Below are 24,120 nucleotides of genomic sequence, written 5' to 3'. Positions count from 1 at the left end.
AGCTGTCGCTAATTGAAGACAGCTATTTAAGCGGTTTGAACTAATCTTTATATATCAATATGTTGCACTGTATGCCTTTTGCGACACACTGTGCAAAGCTATGATTTTATTAAATAAATCCATAGCGCTGCGCTACCCGATCAAAATAATCCAGACATTGTTTGGCATATTGGCGTTTTTCTACATAGCTGCCGGGGAAAAAACTCTTTTTAAAGCCGTAAGCCACCATGTCTTTTAAGCGCTTTAATGGCACATCAAAGTTGTCCAGCGCCAGCTGATACTCTTTGCTGACCGTGGTATTAGATACCAGCCGGTTATCGGTACAAATAACCGTTGCCATGCGATTAGCCAGCATCTCCTTAAATTTATGTTGTTTTATATCGGTAAGCGCTGGGTTGGTTTGCAGGTTACTGGTTAAACACACCTCGATGGCAATGCGCTTGTCGGCAATATAAGACGCCAGATCGCGGATATAACGCGCCTTATCTACGATTGCCGGTGAGCTAATCATCTCAGGGATAAACATCGAATAACCATGGCCAATGCGGTCGGCATAACATTCGGTAATGGCCTCAAACACGCTTTCGGCACCATAGGCTTCGCCGGCGTGCACCGTTTTTAATAAAAAGTGCTGGTGGGCAAATTCGTATACTTCTTTAAATTTACTGGCCGGATAGCCTGACTCCTGCCCGGCCAAATCCAAACCAACTATTGGCATGCCCTCTTCATCACGCAGCCGTACACTGGCTCGTACCAACTCCATAGCAGCCAGCTTAATGACATCCATAGGGGCAAAATCGCGCATTAGCTGAAACAGGTTGGTGTAATAAGGCGAAAAGCCTTTATCGCCAAACATCCGCATCGCGCAATTAATAATGCCGTAATAAAAAGGGGGTTTTTCACCACTAAGCACTGCTGCAGTTTGATTATATTGCTGCATCGCCTGTTTCAGGCCGTTGTTCACCGCATGCATTACCCGGTCAAAGTCGATACCAGCAGCTAAATCCATCAACAGCTGAGGCGCAAACCTGACTTCTATATAGTTAACCCCCTCAACCTGGTTATCCAGCGCCAGCTCATAAGCCGCCTGCTGCAGGTTTTCCATATCGCGTAGCACCGCACAGGTATACTGAAAACAATGCAGGTATTCGCCTAAGTTCTGATACTGGCTTTTAAACACTAATTCCTGCAAACCCGCAACACTTTGCGACGGCAACGGGGTTTTGTTGCGCCTGGCCATGGCTATCAGGCTATCCAGCCGTAAACTGCCATCTAAATGCAGGTGTAAGTCAGATTTGGGCATATCATGAATAAAGGCGGCAGAATAATGGGGCATCGGCACTCCAGAGCAGTGTTAAACTGAGTAAAGTGTATCTCAGTTATGCCAATAAAGCATGTCGCCACCGTCAGTTAGCTATTGCTACAAAAGTGTACACAAAAATACTTTGCATAACGCTCAGGCGCTTTACACTGTTACCCCAAGCGCTGCACCTGGTAGTGCTTACATACCTCACCAAGGTATTTACATGATACTTTTGCCGCCCGTGTGGCGGCTTTTTTCTGCTAATGCCCCAGTGGCTACGGTCTTGCTTTGTTGCAAAGGGCTTGGTAATCGTCTACTCTCAAAAGCATCAGCTTTCTACCCGCCAGTGTTGTAAGTCTTTTTTTCAACACAACTTTGCCCCTCAAACATTACTTTCAAGGATCCACTCATGATGAATAAATATTTAACAGCCAGTGTTGCAACTGCAATATTACTCTTCGGTATGGGTCAGGCAACCGCAGGCATTTACACTTCAGATCAAGTGATAGCACAGCAACAACACCAGTACACGCAACAGCAGGTGTTGTCTTTCGTCGATAGTGCACAAGTACAAAGCAAGCTAATGGAGCTGGGTGTCAGCCCTGCAGATGCCAGGCTACGTATCGCTAACATGACCACGGCTGAGTTAGATGCGTTAAATAACCAGCTCAATGACATGCCGGCCGGTGGTATCGTTGGCACCATAGTAACTGTGCTGGTAGTTGTCGCAGTGCTCGACCTGATGGGCATTACTGACGTTTATCCTTTTATTCGTCCCATCAGTTAATTCTTGATGCGCTCATTTCAGCATTCCGGCCTGTTGGCCGGTTTGTTGGTTTGTCTGCTGTTTGCGCTTACCGCTTGTCAGACACCGCCTCAAACCAAAGCCTTGCTGGCCACACCACCTGAAATAGCCCGGGCGCACCAGATTGCGCAGGTACCCTTTTATCCGCAGCAGGCGTTTTTCTGCGGCCCGACGACCTTATCAGAAGTGGCCGGTTTTTATGGCCTGCAAGCCAGCCCCGACGATATAGCCCCTGCCACCTTTATTCCCGGCCTGGAAGGGACGCTACAAATTGAAATGACCGCCGCCACCCGACAACTGGGGTTAGTGGCGTACGAACAACGTGGCACTATGAGCCAGTTATTAAGCCTGGTGGCCGATAACATCCCGGTGATAGTGCTGCAAAATAATTCAATCAACTGGCTGCCGCAGTGGCATTACGCCGTGGTAGTAGGTTATGACCTTGCAGCAAAGGAAGTGATCTTACATACCGGGGTAACCGAAGCGCACCGCTTGAATTTTTCCACCTTCGAGCGCACCTGGCAGCGCGGCAATTACTGGCTGCTGGCTATGCTACCGCCGGATAAAAGCAGTGAACACCTTGACGCTTTTATATATACCAAGGCCTGTCAGGATTTAATTAACACCCAGCAGGCAGAGGCGGGGGTGACGGCACTTATCACCGCCACCCGGCAATGGCCTGAGTACTGGCGGCCTTATTTTTTATTGGGTAATCACTACTTTTCCAGCCAGCCTTTAATGGCAGCGCACTGGTTTGAGCAAGGCCTGGCTGTTGCCCGCCAGCAAGTGCCTTACCTGAACAACTACGCAATGCTATTAAGTGGCCTGAGTTGTCATTCTAAAGCAGCAGAGTTAATGGCCTCGGCACTAAGGCTGGCACCTGAAGATGAGAAGTTACTTAGCAGTTAGCGACAAATCGAGGCAGCGCAGCAAGATGAGAGCAACAGCTCTGTGCACTGCCAGACCAATAGCTCCCTGTTGTCCCTATAAGATGTTGCAATGGCGTTTGAAGCAGCGTAATGTTCAACACGGCATTAACATGGACACTAAGCAGACTGCTTATTAACCGCTTTTTTGCCGAATAACCATTAAAAATATCGGGAAGTGAATATGGAAAATGTAAAATACGCCGGGTTCTGGATCAGAGTGGCCGCGTCAATAATCGACACTGTATTGCTGTTAATTATTATTTTGCCACTGCTTACACTCATTTACGGCAGTGAGTATTGGGCCAACGAAAAAATGTTTCACGGATTTTGGGATTTGCTGCTGAACTACATTTTACCGGCAGTCGCCATTATTCTGTTCTGGATTTATAAGTCTGCAACACCGGGTAAAATGGCGCTGGGCCTTAAAGTGGTAGACGCTAATACTGGTCAAGCGGTACCTGTTGGCCGCTTAATTGGCCGTTATCTGGGGTATTACGTCTCAAGTTTGCCTTTGCTGCTGGGTCTGATCTGGGTGGGGTTTGACAAGAAAAAGCAAGGTTGGCATGACAAGCTCGCCGGCACAGTCGTGATCAGAGAAACGGCTCAGTAGCACAGCACACTGGCTCTTTTTGCAGCTGCACAGACTGCGGCTGCATTTTCGTTAGCGCATTCCAGCCTATCTGACGATAGGCAACTGCTGCCAGTTAGTAGTGTAAGCAGGGGATAGCAGCTCGCGCTTCATACCCCATTCCTGTTTCGCGCCCTGGCTGGCAAACCAGATGGTTTTGCTGTGTTTAGCGTTAAGGCTATCCATCAGTTGCATCAATTTTTGATCGCTGTCTTGCTTATCCGGGTGCGCTGCAGGTTCATCAAACAAGCCGGGCTGATAAACACCCGGATCATAAAAATCAGCCAGCATAACGCCGGCTTTGGCATAGCGGTAACCGTCCAGCCACAGCCCATCCAGTAGCTGCATGGCTTTCGCTAAAAATATCCGGGTATCATTACAAGGTCTATCAAGCGCCATACTTTTACTGGCGCTATAGGGTGCGTCTTTGTCACTAAAGGGGCTGGTGCGCAAAAATACCGTCAGGTGTTTGGCATACTGCTGCTCGTGCCTGAGTTTGCTGCAGGCGCGGCAAATATATTCGCTTATTGCCTCGCGCATTTGCTGTTTATCGGTAATACGCTCGCCAAAGGAACGGCTGGAGATAATTTGTTGTTTGGTGGCGGCCATGTCTTCCAGCGCAATACACGACTCACCATTTAGCTCGCGCACCGTGCGCTCTACCACCACCGAAAAATGCTGGCGGATAAACTTAGGGTTAGCATCGGCCAGTTGTAATGCCGTGTGAATACCCAGCTGCTGCAAGCGTTTGCTCAGCTTGCTACCAATGCCCCACACTTCGGCTACCGGCAGCAGCGCCAACAATTTGCGCTGGCGGCTGGCGCAGGTTAAATCAACGACACCCGCGGTTTTCGGCCAGGTTTTAGCGGCATGATTAGCCAGTTTGGCCAGGGTTTTACTGGGCGCTATGCCCACACACACTGTGATGCCTATCCATTTTTGAATATGTTGCCTTAGCGACAAACCAAAGGCAGTCAGACTGTGCAGCTGGGCCACACCGCTTAAATCAACAAAGGCTTCATCAATAGAATACACTTCAACCTGGGGCGTCAGGCTTTCTAAGGTGCTCATCACCCGCTGCGACATATCAGCATAAAGCGCATAGTTAGATGAAAACGCCACTATACCATGCTGTTGCATGAGCTCGCGCACCTGAAACAGCGGCACCCCCATTTTAACGCCCAGCTGTTTGGCTTCTTTGGAGCGCGCCACTACGCAGCCATCGTTATTAGACAGCACCACTACAGGCCTATGCGTTAAGTCAGGCCGGAACAGTTTTTCACAACTGGCATAAAAGTTATTGCAATCTACCAGCGCAAACACGCTTTCTTTCATCAACGGCTTACTCAGATTATTTGCGTTTCATTTGCCGGATCACGTTAGTCACGACCCCAAATATATTCAGCTCGTCACCTTCTCGCAGGCAAATAGGTTGGTAGGCTGGGTTACGTGGCAGTAATTGCAACTGCGGTCGGGTAGCAAGCTGCTTTACCGTAAACTCACTGCCCAGCGCGGCAACCACGATATCGCCATGTTCAGCGTCAATAGCCCGGTCCACCACCAGTACATCGCCATCATAAATGCCGGCATCGATCATCGAGTCGCCTTCTACCCGCACAAAAAAAGTGGCCGTGGGGTGGCGAATACACAGCTCGTTTAAATCCAGCGTGCGCTCGACGTAATCCTGCGCCGGAGAAGGAAAGCCGGCTTTCACCGGATCGCTGTAAAACGGCACACGCTGCCTTGGCCAGACATCGGCGTTACCTATAAATACTGCTAGCATAGCGGCCTCTTAACTGGTTTTTTATACAGTATAACAGGTAAGCCATCATTGGCAATTGTGCCAGGCAAGCATAGCGGTTGTAGTGTCAGCCCTGGTTGCCAGTAGCTGATGAGAACTGGCAGTGTCATGGTTAAAACCACGCCAACAAAAAGCTTGATCCAGATCAATATTCAGTCGTACAATTGTTTCAGAAATTTCTGAATGTTCAATAAGGAAAGCAAAATGCAAATGACACCGATGATCGAATCTTTTGTGTTTCATTTTGGCGAAATGGGTAGCCGTTGGGGCTTTAACCGTACCGTGGGCCAAATCTATGCCCTGCTGGTGATTAGCGAGCAGCCGTTGTGTGCTAACGAGATTGGCGAGCTATTAGGCATTTCCCGCGGCAATGTCAGCATGGGCTTAAAAGAGCTGGGCAGCTGGCAGCTAGTACAGGTGCAACATAAAGCCGGTGATCGCAAAGAGTATTACTTTTGCCGCGGCAGCATCTGGGACATGGCCAATAAAGTGTTTGAAGAACGCCGTAAACGCGAAATGGACCCAACGCTGTCGCTGCTGCGCGACATTATGATGGACGAAGCTGCCAATAGCGATGAAGCCTACGCCCAAACCCGTATTGCCGAAATCCATGATCTGCTGGAAAACATTACCGAGTGGACGCAAAGCCTGCAGTCGTTATCGCCGGAAAAACTTAATACGCTGATGAAGCTCGGCTCAGGCGTGGGCAAAGTACTGGAATTTACCGATAAATTTTTAGGCAAAAAGGACACCTCAAAAGAGGCCTAGCGCAGGCAGGCACCACAGCCTTAATGATGTTGTAGCGAGGTTATTATGTTAGATACCCTGATCCTGTCGCGCATCCAGTTTGCCGCGAATATTAGTTTTCATATCTTATTCCCCACCATCACCATAGCGCTGGGCTGGTTACTGGTGTACTTTAAAATCCGCTTCGATTTATCCCAGCACCCGGTGTGGATGCGTGCCTATCGCTTTTGGGTAAAGGTATTTGCACTGACTTTCGCGTTAGGCGTGGTCAGCGGCATTACTATGTCGTTTCAATTTGGTACTAACTGGCCAGGTTTTATGGAAAAAGTCGGCAATATTGCCGGCCCGCTGCTGGCCTATGAAATATTAACGGCCTTTTTCCTCGAAGCCACTATGCTTGGCATTATGCTGTTTGGCTTTAATAAGGTACCACGCTGGCTGCATACGTTGGCCACCTTGTTAGTGGCTGTCGGCACCACGCTATCGGCGTTCTGGATTTTGGTGCTCAATTCATGGATGCAAACCCCGGCCGGCTTTGAAATGCGCGACGGTGTCGCCTATGCCACCGACTGGCTGGTGATCATTTTTAACCCGTCCTTTCCCTATCGTTTTACCCATATGCTGCTGGCATCTGCCCTGACCGTGAGCTTTCTGGTGGCCGGCATTTCGGCTTATCGCCTGTCGCGTGGCGATAACAAAAAAGCACCACGCCTGACGTTAAAAACCGCCTTGTTCAGCGCGGCTATTTTGGCGCCTACTCAGGCCCTGGTCGGCGATTTTCATGGTTTAAATACGCTGGAACATCAGCCGCAAAAAGTGGCGGCAATGGAAGGGATCTGGCACACCCAGCAAGGCGCGCCGCTGGTACTTTTTGCGATACCCGATGCACAACACCAGCAAAACCGTTTTTCTGTGGAAATACCTAAGCTGGCCAGTTTAATTTTAACGCATGACCTTAATGGCGAAGTTAAAGGGTTAAATGAGTTTAGCGGCCAGCACCCGCCGGTGGCGCCGGTGTTTTACAGCTTCAGGGTAATGGTGGGCATTGGCATATTAATGCTGCTGGTAGCCTGGTGGAGCAGCATACGGCTATTGCGCCACGGCAACTTAACGCCGCTGCAAACGAAGGTCCTTATTGGCATGACGTTCTCAGGCTGGATTGCCACTCTGGCTGGCTGGTATGTGACCGAAATTGGCCGGCAGCCTTATCTGGTTTATGGCGTATTAAAAACGCGCGATGCCGTCACCACTATTGCCAGCGAGCAGGTGGCCCTGACACTGAGCCTGTACTTAGTGCTGTATCTGGTATTACTGGTCGCCTATATCAAAACCCTGTTCTGGCTGGCGCGGCGTGCTATTGAAGTAGAAGAATACGATTTAACCCTGCCCGGCCTACCCGAGCAGCAGGCCAATACAGCAAGCGGAGCTAACCTATGAACTGGCTGACTGCAGAAACACTGGCGCTGATTTTTGCTGCTCTCACCGCCTTATCCTTATTATTGTATGCCATTTTAGATGGCTATGATTTAGGTGTCGGCATTACCCTGCCAATGCACAACGAGCAATGGCGCGATACGGCTATAGCGTCAATAGGACCTTTCTGGGATGCTAACGAAACCTGGCTGGTGATGGCGGTGGGCTTACTGCTGGTGGCTTTTCCGGCCGCGCATAGCGCTATTTTGTATGCCTTGTATCTGCCAGCGGCCCTGCTGTTGATAGGCCTGATTTTACGTGGCGTGGCCTTTGATTTCAGAGCCAAAGTAAAACCCCGGCGCAAACTGCTGTGGGATTGGACCTTTAAATTTGGCTCCTTGCTGGCCACCTTCAGTCAGGGCTTTATGCTGGGTATTTATGTGATGGGGCTGCAATACTCGTTGGGCAGTATTATTTTTGCCTGCTTTAGCGGGCTGTGCGTTACCGCTGCCTATGCCTTAATTGGTAATGCCTGGCTGATTGGCAAAACTAATGGCGAGCTGCAACTGCATGCGATAAGCCAATGTAAGCTGGCCGGGGTATGGACCTTTAGCGGTATTCTCGCAGTCAGTGCGATTAACCCTCTGGTCAATGCCAATGTGTATCAGGTATGGACACAGCCGCCACTGGCCTATTTATTTGCTGCTATACCGCTGTTATGTTTTGCCATGTTTGCGCTGGGCTATCAGGCCTTAAAGCGTTTGCCTCTGGTCGATGATAAAGGCGCCTGGCTGCCATTTTTTATCTGCAAGGTGATCTTTATCAGCAGTTTTGTCGGCCTGGCCCTGAGTTTTTACCCCTTTGTGGTGCCAAACCAGCTCACCCTGTACGAGGCGGCCAGCTCCAGAGAATCCCTGCTGATTATTTTCTTTGGCGCTGTGGTGGTGATACCGGTCATTGCCGCCTATACCGCACTGGCGTACTACGCTTTTCGGGGTAAGGCGGACGGCCTGAAATATTACTAGCCGTTAACCCGCACTGGCTGTAGGGCGCAGATACTGTTTTAAAAAGCGGTCCATTGCTTCAAAGGTTTCCAGCCGGTGACTGTAAGTACTTAAATAATGGTCACCGTCTTTTAACTCTATATACTGCACCGGTTGTTTTTGCTGTTGCAGCGCCCGGTAAAGTACCCGACTTTGTTTTACCGGTACAGAGCGGTCTTTATCGCCGTGGATAAGCAATACCGGGACTGATAGGGTTTCCACATGGCTTAGCGGTGAGCGCTGGCGCAGTTCCCGAAAATTGTCACCGATTTGTTTTTTGACGATCTCATAGTTGGAATAACGACGATGCGATTTCACCAGATCTTCCACATCAGTGACACCAGCAAAACTGACCACACACTGATACAGCTCAGGCGATTTCACCGCACCCATCAAGGCGGCATAGCCCCCGTAGCTGGCACCGACAATACAAATACGCGAGGCATCAGCCACACCTTGCTCAATCAGCCATCGGGTGCCATCTTCAACATCATCCTGCATTTGCAAGCCCCAGCCCTGCAGGCCCATTTGCATAAAATTAAAACCATAACCGGAAGAGCCACGGAAGTTCATTTGCAACACAGCATAACCTCGATTGGCAAAAAACTGCGTCCAGTAATCAAACCCCTCGTCATCAAAGGAAATAGGCCCACCGTGCGGAAAAATAATGGTTGGAATAGGTCCGGCAGTATAGCCTTTAGGGGTGCTTAAAAAGCCTTCTATCGTCAGGCCATCCCGGGCCTGATACTGTATTTTTTGTTTCGGCACCATCAATTCAGGGGCTAACTGGCTGTACTTAGGCAACAGGTATTCCATGCTTTTCGCCTGTCTGTCGCCCAATAAATAGGAACCTGCATCAGTAACACTGTTGGAACGCACTATATAGCGGTTTTGGTCATGACTCATGCTGATGATCTGGTTGTTATTGTCTGGCAGGGCAGCATCCAGCGCGCGCTGAAATGCCTGATAGCGTGGCGCAACATAGTGCCGGCCAATGCTAATAATTTGATTATCCTGCCACGAATAACCAATCGATGCCGGCACATCATAATCGTCATCGGCCTGAACCAGGTCCAACATCAGCTCCGGCGCGCTCAGGTCAACCTTAAAAATAGCACGGCGGCCATCATGGTAGGCTGAGACGTACAAGATATTAGGATCTACATCAAAGCCTATGGGCCAAACGGCATCTTCAGAGAAGGCTTCAAACTGCCATAACAAACGAAACTGGTTGCTATCTGCTGCTTTTTCCGTAATGCGATACTCGGCATTATCGCGGAAAATTGCGATCCGCGGCTGATGCTGGCGGTCAGCCACCCAGTCAATCAGGTTTTTGCGGCCATGCGCCACTATAGCGTTAAGCTCGCCGTTCAGGCTCATCCTTACGACACTGACGCCCATTTCAGTCTGCAAGCCATCTAACGCCAGTAAAAAGTGGTGCTCCTGCTCTGGCATCAACGCCACTATATTTGACTGGAATTGCGGCGTACGCACTAAGCGCCGCTGCAACTGGCCCCGGATGGCATTACGGTTCTGGCCGGTTTCAACATCAATGACCACCAGCCGGGTTTCAGTTACCGGAGTCCCAAAGCGATGCGCCGCATAAGACGCTTTCATCAGCAACTGACTATTGTTGGCCCAAATCAACGAATAAATACTGAGATCACGGCTGTCGGCTTTAACCAGAAATTTGCGTTTACCCGTATCTAAATCTACCAGGGTGACCAGCACTAACTGCTCTTTTTCCGTATTGATGGTTTGCAGCATCGACAATTTAGTGCCATCTGGCGACAAGCTTAACAACTCGGCTGTTGGCGCACTGGCAAACGCCGCCACAGGTAGCTCCACGGCCGATATTGGCGCCGCGCCAGGCTCAGCTGCTGCCGCCGGAAAAACAACAGCTCCCAGTAACATTAAGCCAGATAGCAAGCGGGCACACAGCAACGTCGGGCGGGGAAACAACATCAGGCTAGTGTTCTTCAAGGCGGTCATCCAAATGAGGTATTTTTGCTGCAGCAAAGTAGCAAAAAATATGCAAACTGGCAAAAATATTTACCGTATAGGGTTGGGGTTAATGCTTTATGGTGCTGAGGCCGGAAAATATTGCCGGGAGCAATATTTGACAGCTTCAGCTGGCCCGCCAATGGCGAGTGAGTCACAAGGATGTGGCGAACACTTTAACCGGCACGTGGTTTCCCTCGAGGGATTTTATATCCATTCTGATGCGCCGAACCAAGATAGTACAGAGCAAAAATTGCTCTGTGGACAGATTGACGAATTCTGACTAACTCTCTACTTTTAACCAATTAGCCTGAAATATTCCGCAAACTGGAGTAACCGTCATGTGGCGACAACGCCTAACGGTTTTTAAAGATAAACCCGAGATAAGCTTGCTGCGGGAAATGAGTACAACAAGTTGGCGTTTGTACCATGTAAAAGATAAAGCCGCATGGTTTCTTGATGCCTTCGCACCTGAAGGCGCACCACCCAGTCTCGGCGCGCATTATGATAGCCTTATCAAAATACCCGATATTATTTGCCCAGAATTTGAAGCATTTTTAACTGAACACCCCAATAAATTTGACTCTTTTCAAATTTACAGAGAAATCTTGCATGAGGCGATATTTCTTAGCCAAATGTTTAACACTCAAGTACTTTCCTCATATAGCGATGATGAAGAAAGTGATTTTGTTGCCGTGGCTGAACGCGGTGAGCTTAAGCTGCTACGCTTTGGATGCTATACAGAAGAAATTCGCCAACTGACCCACGCAGAAGCATTTGCGGTTGATAGCCACATAACGGCGATGCATGTCAGCGATAAAGAAATCGACATAAACAGAATCGAGGTTTACGAGTACCTTACTTACCAAGCACAAAAGTTACCTAACACACCGATAATGCTTTACCCCTTTCATCGCTATGTTGAAGGATTAATTGGCAACCTAGTCGTTTTTAAAACACTCTGGTCATCTTCTGACACCGAGCCACCTAATCTTATTTTCCGTAATGCACATATCACTCTGCGTGATCAGTTTGCAGTGGTATTACCTGACTATACTGCTGATATCGACGACTTTGAACTGATCGCGCAGTATCGCTTTAGACCAAGCCTCAGGACTGTCACCGCAAAAATACTAGGCGACCTATTGAGGTTCCTTCACAAACGACTAAAAAAGCACCCACTAACCATCTTATCCAGTTTGATGCTTTTAATCATAATGGTTTTTGGGCCCAATAGAGCCTTAGATGAGAATCACAGTAATAAAAATAGCTTTGAGGGTAGCTGCTTAGCCTCGGGGGGAGAGCCTCGTATTGATAAGTCTTTATCTAAGATCACACCTGGCCTTGGCAAGCGTTGTGTCATAGCAGGGCTAAGCTATCCCGAGCATCTAATCCCTGCGGTAGCTGGCGACACGCGGGTAATAGCAGTGCATTACTCACAAGCGCCTTGCCAAGCTGATCAGCGCCAAGATTGTATGCTGCTCGATGGCGCAGAATTTCACGAGGTGATTGCCGGCTTTACGCCTCAACCCGATACTCGAGGTGTTCTACTCCTTAACCGCACCACGCTTTGTAACAAAACAGGGCCCGCAGAATGTGCAGCTGATGCGCCGGTTTTTCATTATCAACTACAACGTCAATTACTCGTATCGTCAGGCTCAACACCTAAGGTAGATTGAATCCCTTGTGTCTACCGGTCTGCAACAGCCCTTTATCGCTCACGACCATCAGCCGCTTCATCCCACTGGCATACCAAACGATTCAAGACAATACGGATACGACTGACTAGATGCATAGCTAAAGCCTCTTAATGGTCAGAATAATACATTTGGGTAGCCCTACTGGGTACGCGGCGTCACAATTGGAAAATTCTCCGGGGCTTTGTCCAGCAATCGGAAAAACGTCACTAATTGCAGTGTATTACCTGAGAGTTGTACATTTTTATTCAGGAGTAAATCACTGATCCCAGCTGAACCTGTTAATAGCTGTAACAACAAGGGCTTGGTAATATGCAAACTCACCTCAGCCGCTGGCTGCGTGACTTCAGGACGCAAGGGCCGGTGATGTAATACCGCGTTTTCTAACCATAAGACAAAGGATTCGGCCGTATCCGTAATGTGCAGGTGCAGTATCAGCCCTGCGCCATCGGCCTTAGGGCCATTTACACTTGCTGCCAATGCCTCTAAAAACCGTTCAGTAGGGGTACTGAGCATTAAGCCAAAAAGGTGTTGGCGTTTGACACCGGCAGTAGGTGGACCTTGGATCAACTCCTGCGCGGCAGTAAGATAACTATTTCGCCAGGTTGAAGCCTCCGCTTGATAAGCCAATTGCATATAGGTTTGTGCCAGTAACTGCTTTGCTGGCAAATAATCAGGCGCTGCGAACACAACATGATTGAGCAGCTGTGCCACCCAACGATACTCCCCTGCCGCGTAGGCGAGCTCTGCTGCTTCGTAAACCTTAGCACTGCCGCCCATCAAGGCCACATAGCGTGTGGCCGCTTCGACGGGGGATAATGGATTAAGATTTGCCGGGTTGCCATCATAGGCGCCAAGATAAAACTGATAAATGGCTTTTACATTATGCCGGATATCGCCATAGTAACCGCGGTTAGCAAAGTAGGTGGCTAAACTTGCCGGCAACTGGATCTGCTCTGCAATATCCAATGGTGTGTAGCCGGCATTAGCAAGGCGGATAGTCTGGTCATGCAGGTACTTATATAAATCCCGCTGCTTACTAATAAATTCACGGATCGGCTCCTGCCCCCATACCGGCCAATGATGTTGACCAAAGTACACCTCCGTATCATATAATTGCTCGAGCGCCTCTTGCAGATACTGCGCCCAGCGCAAGGCATCACGGGCTTTTGCTCCCCTGACCGGCAGCAAATTATGCATGGTATGGCCAAGCAATTCCGCCCCAGCATAAGCCCGATATTGTGGGATCCTAAAGGTGAGTTCAGCCGGCGCTTCCGCACCGGGTGTGTTATAAAAAATAAACTCAATGCCGTCTAGAGATAGCGGCTCAAGGGTGTGACTAATCGAATGTGTTGGCGCCAGAATATCGATAGTGCCATATGCCACGCGTTTACCTAAGCCATTATCAACAAAACCATCCGGGCCGCCTGGCAGGTTCTTGCCAAACTGATACATAGAACGCCGACTCATAATAGGGCCGACCAAAATATTTTCACTGGTGGCTTCTTCTAGAAATCCGGCTGGTGCAATGATGGGGATAGGACGGCTTGCCAGCTCGGCCGAAGACACAATACCCAAGGCGCCACCAAAATGATCAACATGAGAATGAGTAAAAATAATAGCCGTGACCGGTACTGGACCCAAGTGTTGCCTGGCAAAAGCTAAGGCTGCCGCAGCCGTTTCTTTGCTGGTTAAAGGATCGACGACTATCCAGCCGCTTTGGCCAACAATAAGGGTCATATTGGCAAGATCAAAGCCCCGCAGCTGGTAGATGCCTTCAGTTACCTTAAACAAGCCGGCTTGCGCATTTAAACGGGCGTGGCGCCATAAACTGGGATTAACTGACGCGGGTGCCGCGCCGTTGATAAACGTAAATTCATTAAAATCAACCAACACCTCACCCTCAGGGCCATAGATTTTCCCGCTGGGCGCGGCAATCAGGCCGCGATACGCTTCATGCGTTGCACTATCAATAGTGAGATCGCGTTGCTGCCACTGTGCACTAGCCTCAGCAGTTGCGGTTGACGCATCACGCGGTGGCATGGCTTTGTGAGCATCGCATCCTAGCAACCACAGGCTGCAACACACCAGGATACTTCTAATAAATGAACTCATGCTAACCCCGAGTTATAGTAGACTATGCTAAGCTATGCGAAAGCAAATAATGCAGCAAATGCATTATTTGCATACTCCTGATGCAGGCGATGCATGAAGTGAATTTAAAACACCTACAACATCTGATTGCTTTGGCGGAAGAGCGACATTTTGGCCGTGCCGCCGCCCGCGTCCATTTAAGTCAGCCTGCATTTAGCCGCAGCATTCTGGCGTTAGAGCAAGCGACCAATTTGCAGTTATTTGACCGAGAGTCGGGTGGAGTGAGCCTCACCCCGGCCGGAGAGTTTTTGTTAGCTCGCGCCAAAACGATCCAATTTGCTTATCATGGCTTAGTGCATGATGTTAAGCGTTACGCAGGTGCTGAATTAGGCCAATTGGTTTTTGGGATGGGACCCTTTCCAGCCGCCATGCTGTTACAACATCTAGTAATTGACTTACGCCAACAGGCGCCGCATTTGCAATTAAAGATTGAAGTACATAATTGGCAGATGTTAATGACGCAATTGAAGGCTGAAGCGCTTGAGTTTTTTATTGCAGACTGCCAGCACTTTTCTAAACCAGATCCCGACGTTGATTTACACCCCTTAACAACCCTAGCGGCCGGATTTTTTGTGCATCCCAAGCATCCCTTAGCTAACCGCAGCCTGAAAATGCAAGATTTATTACCTTTTGGCTTTGCCACTATCCGCTTACCACCCGAGGTGAGAAACCAGTTAGGGGCAGCGTTAGGTTTAGTCTCAGAGCAACAGTTAAGTGTGGCCGTCGAATGTGATGATGTAGGATTATTAAAAACCGTTGCGCAGACAACAGATACTATCCTCGGCATGGTTTATGGCGCCGTAACAACAGAATTAGCGCAAGGCAAATTAATACCGTTAACTATTAACGATCAGCCGCCTTTGCAGTCAACTTTAGGTTTATTTTCCTTGGCGCAGCGGAGCTTATCACCCGCGGCTGTCAGCGTGATCAATAAACTCAAAATACAGCTAGCTGTGAGCTAACTATTGTTCCTTCACCACTGAAGCGTTTAGTCACATTAGTGATAAAACAGTTTTATGATAATGCTAAAGCGTCAGTCCCCCCTTGGCAGGAGAATCGCAGATGCAAAAAAGCCGCTTTTAAAGCGGCTTTTGCGAAATTTGGAGCGAGTAACGAGGTTCGAACTCGTGACCTCGACCTTGGCAAGGTCGCGCTCTACCAGCTGAGCTATACTCGCATATATAACATTTAATACTGCTGGTCAGCATTAAATGGTGCCCGGGGCCGGACTTGAACCGGCACGGGGTTTCCCCCGAGGGATTTTAAATCCCTTGTGTCTACCGATTTCACCACCCGGGCAAGGTCGTGTTGCAGCTAAAAGTGCTGGCAGAACGGCGCGCATCATAAATAAGGCTGACAAGATATGCAAGCCTTTTATGTGACTAAGGTTTGCTGACTGGCCCTTTTTCGCGCAATAACTTGTCTAAAAAGCCCATGGCAAAGGCCGACATTACAAAAGTAATATGCAAAAGCAGGTACCACATAATTTTATCATTAGAGATAGACTCAGCATTCATAAACACCTTTAACAGGTGAATAGATGAAATGGCGACTATGGCCGCCGCCACCTTATTTTTTAATGAATTGGAATCCATCTTGCCCAGCCAGCCCAATTTGTCCTCGTTGCCGTGCAGATCCAGCCGCGACACAAAGTTTTCATAGCCTGAAAACATCACCATCACGATCAAACCGCCCACCAGGGCAATATCTATCAGGCTTAATACCACCAAAATTAAATCGACTTCTTTCATGCTGAAAATAATCGGCAGAATATGCAGCACTTCCTGAAAAAACTTGATTCCCAAGGCCAACAAACACAGGCTTAACCCTAAATAAATCGGGGCCATAATCCAGCGGGTAGCGTACATCAGCCGTTCAAAACGATGTTCCATATAGTCTCTTTACAATATTTACCTGATTAGATGCCGATATGTGGCCGCCAGCCGCCGCTTCAAGGCAGACTGGCGGTTATTTTTTACCAAGCGCCATTACCAACTGAGTGACGAAGGCACCTGTGGCGTAGAAATTAAGCGAATAAAACGCTGCCAGCGCATGGCGTCGGTATCGGCCTGCTCCACATAAGCTTTGACTAAGTCTTTACCCCAGTTGTAGTTAATGACGTAAGCGCCGTATTTATCAAAAAACCGCAGCCGCTGCCGTGCTTCGGCTTCACTGTTCAGGCTGTATTGCATCAGCAGTTGCACGGCCTGTTCGGCATCTATTTGCTGGTTAAGATACTGTCGGGCCACTTCATTGCCGGCATAGCTAAGCTTGCCAAGCAATTGCAAAAATTGATGGTACTCTTGCGCGCGCGCCGGGTTTAAGCCCGCCAGCGGATATAACACATCGCGCTCAAACTGCCATTTTTCATCGCCCGGAAATGCCATCTCAATACCGTAGTTAGCGGTACCTTCAGCGATCAGCGATTGCGGGCTGAACAGCGGATAGACACTAAATTCTACCCAGCCTTGCTGCTCAACTAGATTCTGTTCCAGCAGCGCATTATAGGTATGGTGGCCCGGATAGCCTTCATGGCAGCCCAAATCTACTGCCCGGGAAATATCAATCGGCCGCTCGCTGTTAATCTGGATCAGGCTGAACGCTTTGCCTTTATACCAGTTGTAACCACTCCAGGGCTTATCCTGCACATACTCCAGCTCAAAATTTTCGCCTGCCGGCAAACTGATATGCTTTAAGGTGCGCTGGCGGCATTCGGCGATGGCCCGCACAAAAACCTGATCCAGCTTGTCAGCCGGGATCACAAACTGCTGGCGGTACGCCTGTACCCGCTCAGTCAGGTTGCCCTCACCCGGCACTAATTGCTGCAGCTGCTGCAACAGCGCATCAAATTCGGCAAACTCATGCTCTGGCGGCACAGTGTCATATAAATCGCGGCTTTGTTGCTCAAAGCTGCTGCGTTGGCCACTGGCTAAGGCTGTGGCATGAGCCGCTAACGCCACCAGTTGCCGATCCAGCGCATGGCGGCGCAAGGTATACATGGGGTTATCCTCTACCGGCGCACTCAGCCAGGCTTCGCGTAACTGCAACGCCTGATTAGCAATCTCTGCCGCGCTTAGCTCAGAGGCTGCTGCCTGCTCAGCCCACAGTGGCGGGCCATAATAGGCATCGACGTAATCGGCATCATGCTGGCCCAGTGCCAGCACCAGCTTGACGTAATCGGCTGCTAACTGCTCCAGCTGTACTTCAGCTGTTGCTGGTGTCGAGGAAACGGGTTCAGGTGCAGGTTTACAACCTTGCATAAACAGGCTGCACAGCAACAGCAGCGACCAGCTTTTCAAAACAGTTATAGGTTGGAACATGGGGGGAAGGCCTTATCACAAATAAGCGTTATCTTGCTCAATCTAACCATCTGCCGGGGCTAACACAAGCGGCGCTGGTCTGCTTTGCCGCTTTTTTTATCCATTTAGCCATCTATACTGTTGCAGATAAAAAATAACCATGTTATTACTAATACTGTTTTGCGAAACCACTGACTTAATCAGAGCAATAAATGAATTTTAACCGTAACGTTATCACTTTAAGCCTCCTCGTGCTCCTTCGCGCTGCGCGGGGTTTTGCTTATTGGTAAAGATGTAACGCTACTGATAAACCAACAACCCCGTGCCCAAGGCCGGGGTTTTTTGTTTTCTATGACCTGGCATGTAACACGAGTGGCAAACCCAAAGTAAAAGGAACAGGCAATGAGTGCTGATAACAAAATCTGGATTTTCGACACCACCTTGCGTGACGGCGAGCAGGCCTTGCGGGCCAGTTTAAGTCAAAAGCAAAAAATCCAGCTGGCGCATGCGATAGCCCGCTTAAATGTCGATGTGATGGAAGTAGGCTTTCCGGTATCCAGCCCCGGCGATTTTGATTCGGTGCAACGTATCGCCCGCGAAGTAACAGGGCCGGTGATCTGCGGCCTGGCACGGGCCGTCAGCGCCGATATCGAAGCCTGCGGCGAAGCGTTAAAGCAGGCCGAGCGGCGCCGTATTCATACCTTTATTGCCACCTCGCCACTGCATTTACAATATAAGTTACGCAAAACCCTGGCCCAGGCCACGGAACAAGCCGTGGCGGCGATTAAGCTGGCCAGCCGCTATACCGATGATATCGAGTTTTCCTGCGAAGATGCCGGGCGCACCCCTATTGATGATTTGTGCTGGATTATTGAGCGCGCCATTCATGCTGGCGCTACCACCATTAATATTCCCGATACCGTGGGCTACACCATCCCCAATGAATTTGCGGCCATTATCAGCACCTTGCGTAATAAAGTGCCGAACATCGATAAAGCCCGGTTAAGTGTGCACTGCCATAACGATTTAGGCTTAGCGGTGGCCAACAGCATCAGTGCTATTCAGGCTGGCGCCCGGCAAATTGAATGTACAGTAAATGGTATTGGTGAGCGCGCCGGTAACTGCTCGTTGGAAGAAGTGGCAATGATTATCAATACCCGCAAGGATATTTTAGCGCCGCTGTATACCGATATTAAAACCACAGAGATTTACCGCAGCTCGCATCTGGTCAGCCAGATTTGCAATATGCCTATTCAGCCAAACAAAGCCATTGTCGGTGAAAACGCCTTTGCGCATAGCTCCGGCATTCATCAGGATGGCGTACTAAAAGCGCAAAACACTTACGAGATTATCGCCCCGGAGCAGGTGGGTATTCGCCAGAACGAGCTGAATTTAACCTCACGCTCTGGCCGCCATGTTATTCAGCACCGCCTGGCCGAACTGGGCTACACCGCTGAAGATTACGATTTAGAAGCAGTATACAAAAGCTTTGTGGCGCTGGCCGATCAAAAAGGCCGGGTATTTGACTACGACTTAGAAGCGCTGGTGTTTTTCGAAAACATGCAGGACCAGGATGATTACTATGCACTGGAGTTTTTAAGCTCCTCCACCCATACCGGCCATGTGGCCAGCGCCACTGTTGGTGTGCGCTGTGGCGATCAAGTTTTTACCGAAGCCGCCACTGGTAATGGCCCGGTAGAAGCCGCCTTTAGTGCCATCGCCCGCATCAGCAAACTACGCATTAATATGGTCGATTTTAACTTACAGGCCAAAGGCAGTGGCGAAGACGCGTTGGGCCAGGTAGATATTATTGCCGAGCACGAAGGCCGCCGCTTTCATGGCGCCGGGCTGGCAACCGACATAGTGCGCAGCTCAGTGCTGGCCTATGTGCATGTGTTAAACATGATCCAGCGCGCCCAGCGCATTGACGCCCATAAACAAGCCCGAATGAATGACGCAACATTAAATGCAGGTGAAAAATGAACAAAGATTATAAGGTCGCCGTCTTAGCGGGCGATGGCATTGGCCCGGAAGTAATGCAGCAGGCCATCAAAGTATTACAGCTGGTTGCCGACAAATACCAGTTTGGTTTAACCCTGACCGAAGCCTTGGTAGGCGGCGCCGCTATTGATGCTACCGGCCAGCCTTTGCCTGAGGCGACACTGCAACTGTGCCACGACAGTGATGCCATTTTATTTGGCTCAGTGGGTGGCCCTAAGTGGAACGGCTTGCCGCCTGAGCAACAGCCGGAGCGCGGCTCTTTATTGCCACTGCGCAAAACCTTTGATTTGTTTTGCAATTTACGCCCCGGCCAGATTTACCCGGCTTTTGCCGAGCTATCACCGCTGCACCCGCGCGTCAGCAGCCTTGGCATGGATGTGCTGTGCGTACGCGAGCTGACCGGTGGCATTTACTTTGGTGAAAAAGGCCGCAGCGAGCACGATGCCTTTGATACCCAGCGCTACAGTGTGCGGGAAATTGAACGTATTGCCCGGGTCGCCTTTGCTGCAGCGCAAAAACGCAGCAACAAAGTGACCTCTATAGATAAAGCCAATGTGCTGCAAACCAGTATTTTATGGCGTGAAACAGTAGAGCGGGTTGCCAAAGACTACCCGGAGGTGACACTGGAGCATATGTATATCGACAATGCCGCTATGCAGCTGATCCGCAGCCCGCAGCAATTTGATGTGCTGTTATGCGATAACTTATTTGGCGACATTTTATCTGACGAAATTGCCGCTATCGCCGGCTCGCTGGGCTTATTACCCTCGGCCAGCTTAAACGGCAGTGGCTTTGGTTTGTATGAACCGGCCGGTGGCAGCGCCCCGGATATTGCTGGCCAGGGCATTGCCAACCCCATAGCGCAAATTTTAAGCGCGGCCTTAATGCTGCGTTACAGTTTTGGCGAAGAAGCCGCCGCCAGTGCCATTGAGCAAGCGGTACAGCACTGCTTAGAGCAGCATATTGTTACCCGTGACATTGACAGTAAATCTACCTATGGCACAGCCGCAGTCGCGGCGGCTATTCTTGCCACTATTTCGCAACAGGAGGCCGTGTAATGGGCCAGACCTTATACCAGAAAATCTATCACAGCCATGTTGTTGGTCAGTTAAATGCCAGCACCGACTTATTATATGTCGATCAGCATTTAATCCACGAGGTAACCTCGCCACAGGCCTTTTCCGGGCTGCAACTGGCCAAGCGCAGCGTGCGTCGCCCTGATCTGACCTTTGCGACTATGGATCACAACGTCTCCACTCAGCGCCGTAGTCTGGATGCTGCCGGTGACACGTCACGCAAGCAGCTGGAAGCACTGGCAGCAAACTGTGCCGCTAACCAGATCCCGTTGCTGGATTTAACCCACCCGGATCAGGGCATAGTGCATGTGATTGGCCCGGAGCAAGGCTTAACCCAGCCCGGCATGATTATCGTTTGTGGCGATTCACATACCTCTACCCACGGTGCCTTTGGCGCGCTGGCCTTTGGTATTGGCACCTCAGAAGTGGAGCATGTGCTGGCCACCCAAACCTTGCCACAGCAGCAGGCAAAAACGTTAAAAATCGAGATTAATGGCGAATTAAGCGCCCATGTTACGCCAAAAGACGTGATTTTAGCGGTAATTGGCCAGTTAGGCACTGCTGGCGGTAATGGCTATGTCGCCGAGTTTACCGGCAGTGCTATCGCCGCCATGAGCATGGAAGGGCGCATGACACTGTGCAATATGAGCATTGAAATGGGCGCCAAAGCCGGGCTGATTGCGCCGGATAGCACCACCTTTGACTACATCAAAGGCAAAGCCCATGCGCCTGGAGCACAGCATTGGGATGCCGCCGTCGCTTACTGGCAAAGCCTGTATTCGGATGCCGATGCGCAATTTGATAAAGTCGTCAACATTGATGCCAGCAGCATTAGCCCGCAAATTACCTGGGGCACCAACCCTGAGCAGGTGATTGCGGTTGATCAACCAATACCAGCGCCCGACAGTTTCAGCGATGCCACGAAACGCGATGCCGCCGAGCGGGCACTGGCCTATATGGGGTTAGCTGCCGGCCAAAGGTTAACCGATTGCCAGGTCGATGTGGTATTTATTGGCAGTTGCACCAATAGCCGCATTGAAGACTTACGCGCTGCCGCTACTGTAGTACAGGGCAAAAAAGTCGCCGCCGGCGTGCGCGCTTTAGTGGTGCCGGGCTCAGGTGTAGTAAAGCGTCAGGCAGAAGCCGAAGGCCTGGCCGCTATTTTTAAAGACGCCGGTTTTGAGTGGCGTGAGCCGGGCTGCAGTATGTGCCTGGGCATGAACGATGACAGAGTTGCAGCCGGCCAGCGCTGTGCTTCCACCAGTAACCGTAACTTTGAAGGCCGGCAGGGCCGCGGTGCCCGCACTCATTTGGTGAGCCCGGCCATGGCCGCCGCAGCGGCAATCGCCGGTAAGTTTGTCAATATTGCTACTACAAGTATTGCCGCAGCGAGCGGCACGGGAGAGCTGCCATGAGTAAAGTTTTTGCACAGGGCCTGGTGTGCCCGTTAGATAAAAATAACGTCGATACCGATCAAATTATCCCGAAGCAGTTTTTAACCAGTGTTAGTCGCGATGGTTTTGCCGAGGCGATGTTTTTTGACTGGCGCTATTTAGCCGACGGCAGCCCTAATCCGGATTTTGTGATCAATAAGCCTGAGTATCAGGGAGCCAGTATTTTGCTGACCCGCGCCAATTTTGGCTGCGGCTCTAGCCGCGAACATGCGCCCTGGGCTATAAAGCAATATGGTTTTAATGTGATTATCGCCGAAAGCTTTGCTGATATTTTCTTTAATAACAGCGTTAATAACGGCATGTTATTAATTCAGTTAAGTAAAACCAATATCGATTTACTGTTTAACCGTTGTCAGCAAGGGCCACAGCAGTGGCAGATTGACTTAGCCAGTCAGGAAATTATGTTCGGTAATAATGCGGCGTTGGGCTTTAAAATCGATGCCGACATTAAACAACGGCTGTTATCCGGGCTGGATTTTATCGGCTCCAGTGAGCAGCTAACCGCGCAAATTACCGACTACGAACAAAGCCGTAAAGCCAGCCAACCCTGGTTGGGATAAGGTCTCGCTTGTTGGGCGCCCACGTCACCTGGATTGGGCGCCCCTATTAATACCTCAACTACACGCTTGTCATGCTCAAAGGCATTAAAGCGCGAATAGAAACCATGACATCCTCGTGGTTGTAATCTGTATGCGCAGGTTTAAATTGAGAAGCCATTACTGTTTGCTTTGAGCGAATTGAGCCTTAACGCCCAAATTTAGCGCGGAAGCCGTGCAGCGGGTTGAGCTCGCAGCCAGCGCTTTTTGCTAGCGATAAAATTTGCATGTTATATTTTTTCAAACACCAACGTTGATTTATCCGGTTGCTCTAAACCCAAAAAATTCTTTTTATATTCAGTTAAACAGCTATAAGTGTATTTTGCCTCTGCATCAATAGGTACCACAGCTCTTGGATGAGCGTAACTGTTTCCTAACATACAGATCGCTACTATGGTGTATACACCAGAATCTAAATAGACGGTTTTCCACCTATCTGTCGAAAATGGTGATGTATATCCGATTAGTTGTTTTCCATCGAGGTCATATACACCAACAATCATGGCCTGAACTTCATTTTCAAAGAACCCTACTGACTTTGTTGAAAGCTCAGCAAGCTCATTAGTAGCTATACCAGATGGGTTGTAAACGGCAGGTGTTGACTGGCATGCCGCAAGTGAAAAGCACGCTAAAGCTAATAATAGACGCTTCATTAAGCTCTCCCAAAATATAACGAGGGTGTAGAAAAGCCCTCAACTTAAAATTCAATATAAAAATTAGCCAAAATACACCTTAATAACGCATCGCTACGAGAAATCTGGATAGGCTTCACCATTGAACAACAAAAACTTTTAACATAGCGTACGTTAGTGTTTTAGCTCCGAGGTTTTTCTACAGCCTCAACGAGCCTAAACGGCGAGCAACTTGTTGAGAAGCAAGCGGCCATAGGCCGCGTTGTTTTAAGCGTGTGTTGTCTGTAACAAATACCACATCAGAAAAGGAGCAACCGTAAAAGTAAAAACAAACAACCCACTTTTAATGTAATTCATTTCGCTCAGTCTCAACCAAAAATGTAATCGGGATAGGGAGGCGCTTGCGGCCGGCCGGCGCTCCGGAGTCCCTGCCACGCGACAACGCCCTTGCCCTTCTCTTAGCCTTCGGCTGGGGCCGCCATCCGCCTGCGAACACCTGGCAAGAGGACTTTCACCTCTCTAGTTACGTGTCATGCCCGAC

General features: G+C 49.7%; 20 protein-coding genes and 2 tRNA genes. 12 read left to right on the top strand and 10 right to left on the bottom strand.

From position 1 onward, the window contains the following. Positions 1–109 precede the first annotated feature (109 nt). Entirely contained in the window at positions 110–1,336 is a 1,227-nt protein-coding gene (locus V7D78_RS03715) for an adenosine deaminase family protein (RefSeq protein WP_333607082.1), read from the bottom strand. A gap of 376 nt (positions 1,337–1,712) precedes the next feature. On the opposite strand from V7D78_RS03715, the gene V7D78_RS03710 reads away from it, so the two are divergent. The 3 genes from V7D78_RS03710 (at position 1,713) to V7D78_RS03700 (ending at position 3,647) form a co-directional block, all read left to right on the top strand. Beyond that, positions 1,713–2,090, top strand: coding sequence for a PA2779 family protein (locus V7D78_RS03710; protein ID WP_333607081.1), 378 nt, complete (start codon positions 1,713–1,715; stop codon positions 2,088–2,090). 6 nt (positions 2,091–2,096) lie between these two features. Continuing rightward, a complete protein-coding gene (locus V7D78_RS03705) occupies positions 2,097–3,017 on the top strand; it encodes a PA2778 family cysteine peptidase (RefSeq protein WP_333607080.1) in 921 nt (306 codons plus the stop codon). A gap of 201 nt (positions 3,018–3,218) precedes the next feature. Further along, entirely contained in the window at positions 3,219–3,647 is a 429-nt protein-coding gene (locus V7D78_RS03700) for an RDD family protein (RefSeq protein WP_333607079.1), read from the top strand. A 66-nt stretch (positions 3,648–3,713) separates the two neighbouring features. Here V7D78_RS03700 and umuC read toward each other — a convergent pair whose 3' ends face one another. After that, positions 3,714–5,000, bottom strand: coding sequence for a translesion error-prone DNA polymerase V subunit UmuC (gene umuC, locus V7D78_RS03695; protein ID WP_333607078.1), 1,287 nt, complete (start codon positions 4,998–5,000; stop codon positions 3,714–3,716). A gap of 16 nt (positions 5,001–5,016) precedes the next feature. Next, positions 5,017–5,448: a translesion error-prone DNA polymerase V autoproteolytic subunit gene (gene umuD, locus V7D78_RS03690; protein WP_333607077.1), complete on the bottom strand. Its 432-nt coding sequence runs from the start codon at positions 5,446–5,448 to the stop codon at positions 5,017–5,019. A gap of 222 nt (positions 5,449–5,670) precedes the next feature. Between umuD and V7D78_RS03685 the strand changes: the two genes are divergently transcribed. The 3 genes from V7D78_RS03685 to V7D78_RS03675 are packed head-to-tail and all read left to right on the top strand — an operon-like array spanning position 5,671 to position 8,651. Next, positions 5,671–6,234, top strand: coding sequence for a GbsR/MarR family transcriptional regulator (locus V7D78_RS03685; RefSeq protein WP_333607076.1), 564 nt, complete (start codon positions 5,671–5,673; stop codon positions 6,232–6,234). A gap of 45 nt (positions 6,235–6,279) precedes the next feature. Continuing rightward, positions 6,280–7,650 carry a cytochrome ubiquinol oxidase subunit I gene (locus V7D78_RS03680; RefSeq protein ID WP_333607075.1) on the top strand — a complete coding sequence of 457 codons (1,371 nt, stop codon included), beginning with the start codon at positions 6,280–6,282 and terminating at the stop codon, positions 7,648–7,650. Beyond that, positions 7,647–8,651: a cytochrome d ubiquinol oxidase subunit II gene (locus tag V7D78_RS03675; protein ID WP_333607074.1), complete on the top strand. Its 1,005-nt coding sequence runs from the start codon at positions 7,647–7,649 to the stop codon at positions 8,649–8,651. The genes V7D78_RS03680 and V7D78_RS03675 overlap by 4 nt, the downstream gene beginning before the upstream one ends. 3 nt (positions 8,652–8,654) lie before the next feature. Here V7D78_RS03675 and V7D78_RS03670 read toward each other — a convergent pair whose 3' ends face one another. Continuing rightward, entirely contained in the window at positions 8,655–10,652 is a 1,998-nt protein-coding gene (locus tag V7D78_RS03670; protein ID WP_333607073.1) for an alpha/beta hydrolase family protein, read from the bottom strand. A 359-nt stretch (positions 10,653–11,011) separates the two neighbouring features. On the opposite strand from V7D78_RS03670, the gene V7D78_RS03665 reads away from it, so the two are divergent. Beyond that, positions 11,012–12,349 (top strand): hypothetical protein, encoded by a 1,338-nt coding sequence (locus V7D78_RS03665; protein ID WP_333607072.1) that lies wholly within the window; start codon positions 11,012–11,014, stop codon positions 12,347–12,349. Between the two features lie 159 nt (positions 12,350–12,508). On the opposite strand, the gene V7D78_RS03660 is transcribed toward V7D78_RS03665, so the two are convergent. After that, complete coding sequence (locus tag V7D78_RS03660) at positions 12,509–14,482, bottom strand: alkyl/aryl-sulfatase (RefSeq protein ID WP_333607071.1); 1,974 nt, start codon at positions 14,480–14,482, stop codon at positions 12,509–12,511. A gap of 98 nt (positions 14,483–14,580) precedes the next feature. On the opposite strand from V7D78_RS03660, the gene V7D78_RS03655 reads away from it, so the two are divergent. Continuing rightward, entirely contained in the window at positions 14,581–15,483 is a 903-nt protein-coding gene (locus tag V7D78_RS03655) for a LysR family transcriptional regulator (RefSeq protein WP_333607070.1), read from the top strand. Between the two features lie 139 nt (positions 15,484–15,622). Here the strand turns inward: V7D78_RS03655 and V7D78_RS03650 are convergent. The 4 genes from V7D78_RS03650 to V7D78_RS03635 all read right to left on the bottom strand — a co-directional run bounded on the left by V7D78_RS03650 (position 15,623) and on the right by V7D78_RS03635 (position 17,841). Continuing rightward, positions 15,623–15,698, bottom strand: a tRNA-Gly gene (locus V7D78_RS03650). Positions 15,699–15,733: 35 nt separating this feature from the next. Further along, positions 15,734–15,820 (bottom strand) — tRNA-Leu (locus V7D78_RS03645). Positions 15,821–15,903: 83 nt separating this feature from the next. Further along, entirely contained in the window at positions 15,904–16,413 is a 510-nt protein-coding gene (locus V7D78_RS03640; protein ID WP_333607069.1) for a TIGR00645 family protein, read from the bottom strand. Positions 16,414–16,509: 96 nt separating this feature from the next. Then, positions 16,510–17,841 (bottom strand): hypothetical protein, encoded by a 1,332-nt coding sequence (locus V7D78_RS03635; RefSeq protein WP_333607068.1) that lies wholly within the window; start codon positions 17,839–17,841, stop codon positions 16,510–16,512. 381 nt (positions 17,842–18,222) lie between these two features. Between V7D78_RS03635 and leuA the strand changes: the two genes are divergently transcribed. The 4 genes from leuA to leuD are packed head-to-tail and all read left to right on the top strand — an operon-like array spanning position 18,223 to position 22,911. Beyond that, complete coding sequence (gene leuA / locus V7D78_RS03630) at positions 18,223–19,803, top strand: 2-isopropylmalate synthase (RefSeq protein ID WP_333607067.1); 1,581 nt, start codon at positions 18,223–18,225, stop codon at positions 19,801–19,803. After that, entirely contained in the window at positions 19,800–20,879 is a 1,080-nt protein-coding gene (gene leuB, locus V7D78_RS03625) for a 3-isopropylmalate dehydrogenase (RefSeq protein WP_333607066.1), read from the top strand. Before leuA ends, leuB begins: the two co-directional genes overlap by 4 nt. Next, a complete protein-coding gene (leuC, locus tag V7D78_RS03620; protein ID WP_333607065.1) occupies positions 20,879–22,312 on the top strand; it encodes a 3-isopropylmalate dehydratase large subunit in 1,434 nt (477 codons plus the stop codon). Before leuB ends, leuC begins: the two co-directional genes overlap by 1 nt. Then, the gene (gene leuD / locus V7D78_RS03615) at positions 22,309–22,911 is read left to right on the top strand and encodes a 3-isopropylmalate dehydratase small subunit (protein ID WP_333607064.1); all 603 of its coding nucleotides are present in this window, start codon (positions 22,309–22,311) and stop codon (positions 22,909–22,911) included. Before leuC ends, leuD begins: the two co-directional genes overlap by 4 nt. A 266-nt stretch (positions 22,912–23,177) precedes the next feature. Here leuD and V7D78_RS03610 read toward each other — a convergent pair whose 3' ends face one another. After that, positions 23,178–23,600 carry a hypothetical protein gene (locus tag V7D78_RS03610; RefSeq protein ID WP_333607063.1) on the bottom strand — a complete coding sequence of 141 codons (423 nt, stop codon included), beginning with the start codon at positions 23,598–23,600 and terminating at the stop codon, positions 23,178–23,180. Positions 23,601–24,120: the final 520 nt, after the last annotated feature.

The sequence above is a fragment of the Arsukibacterium sp. genome (assembly GCF_036735525.1).
GTDB lineage: Bacteria > Pseudomonadota > Gammaproteobacteria > Enterobacterales > Alteromonadaceae > Alishewanella.
This window is presented reverse-complemented; position numbering and strand designations above follow the sequence as displayed.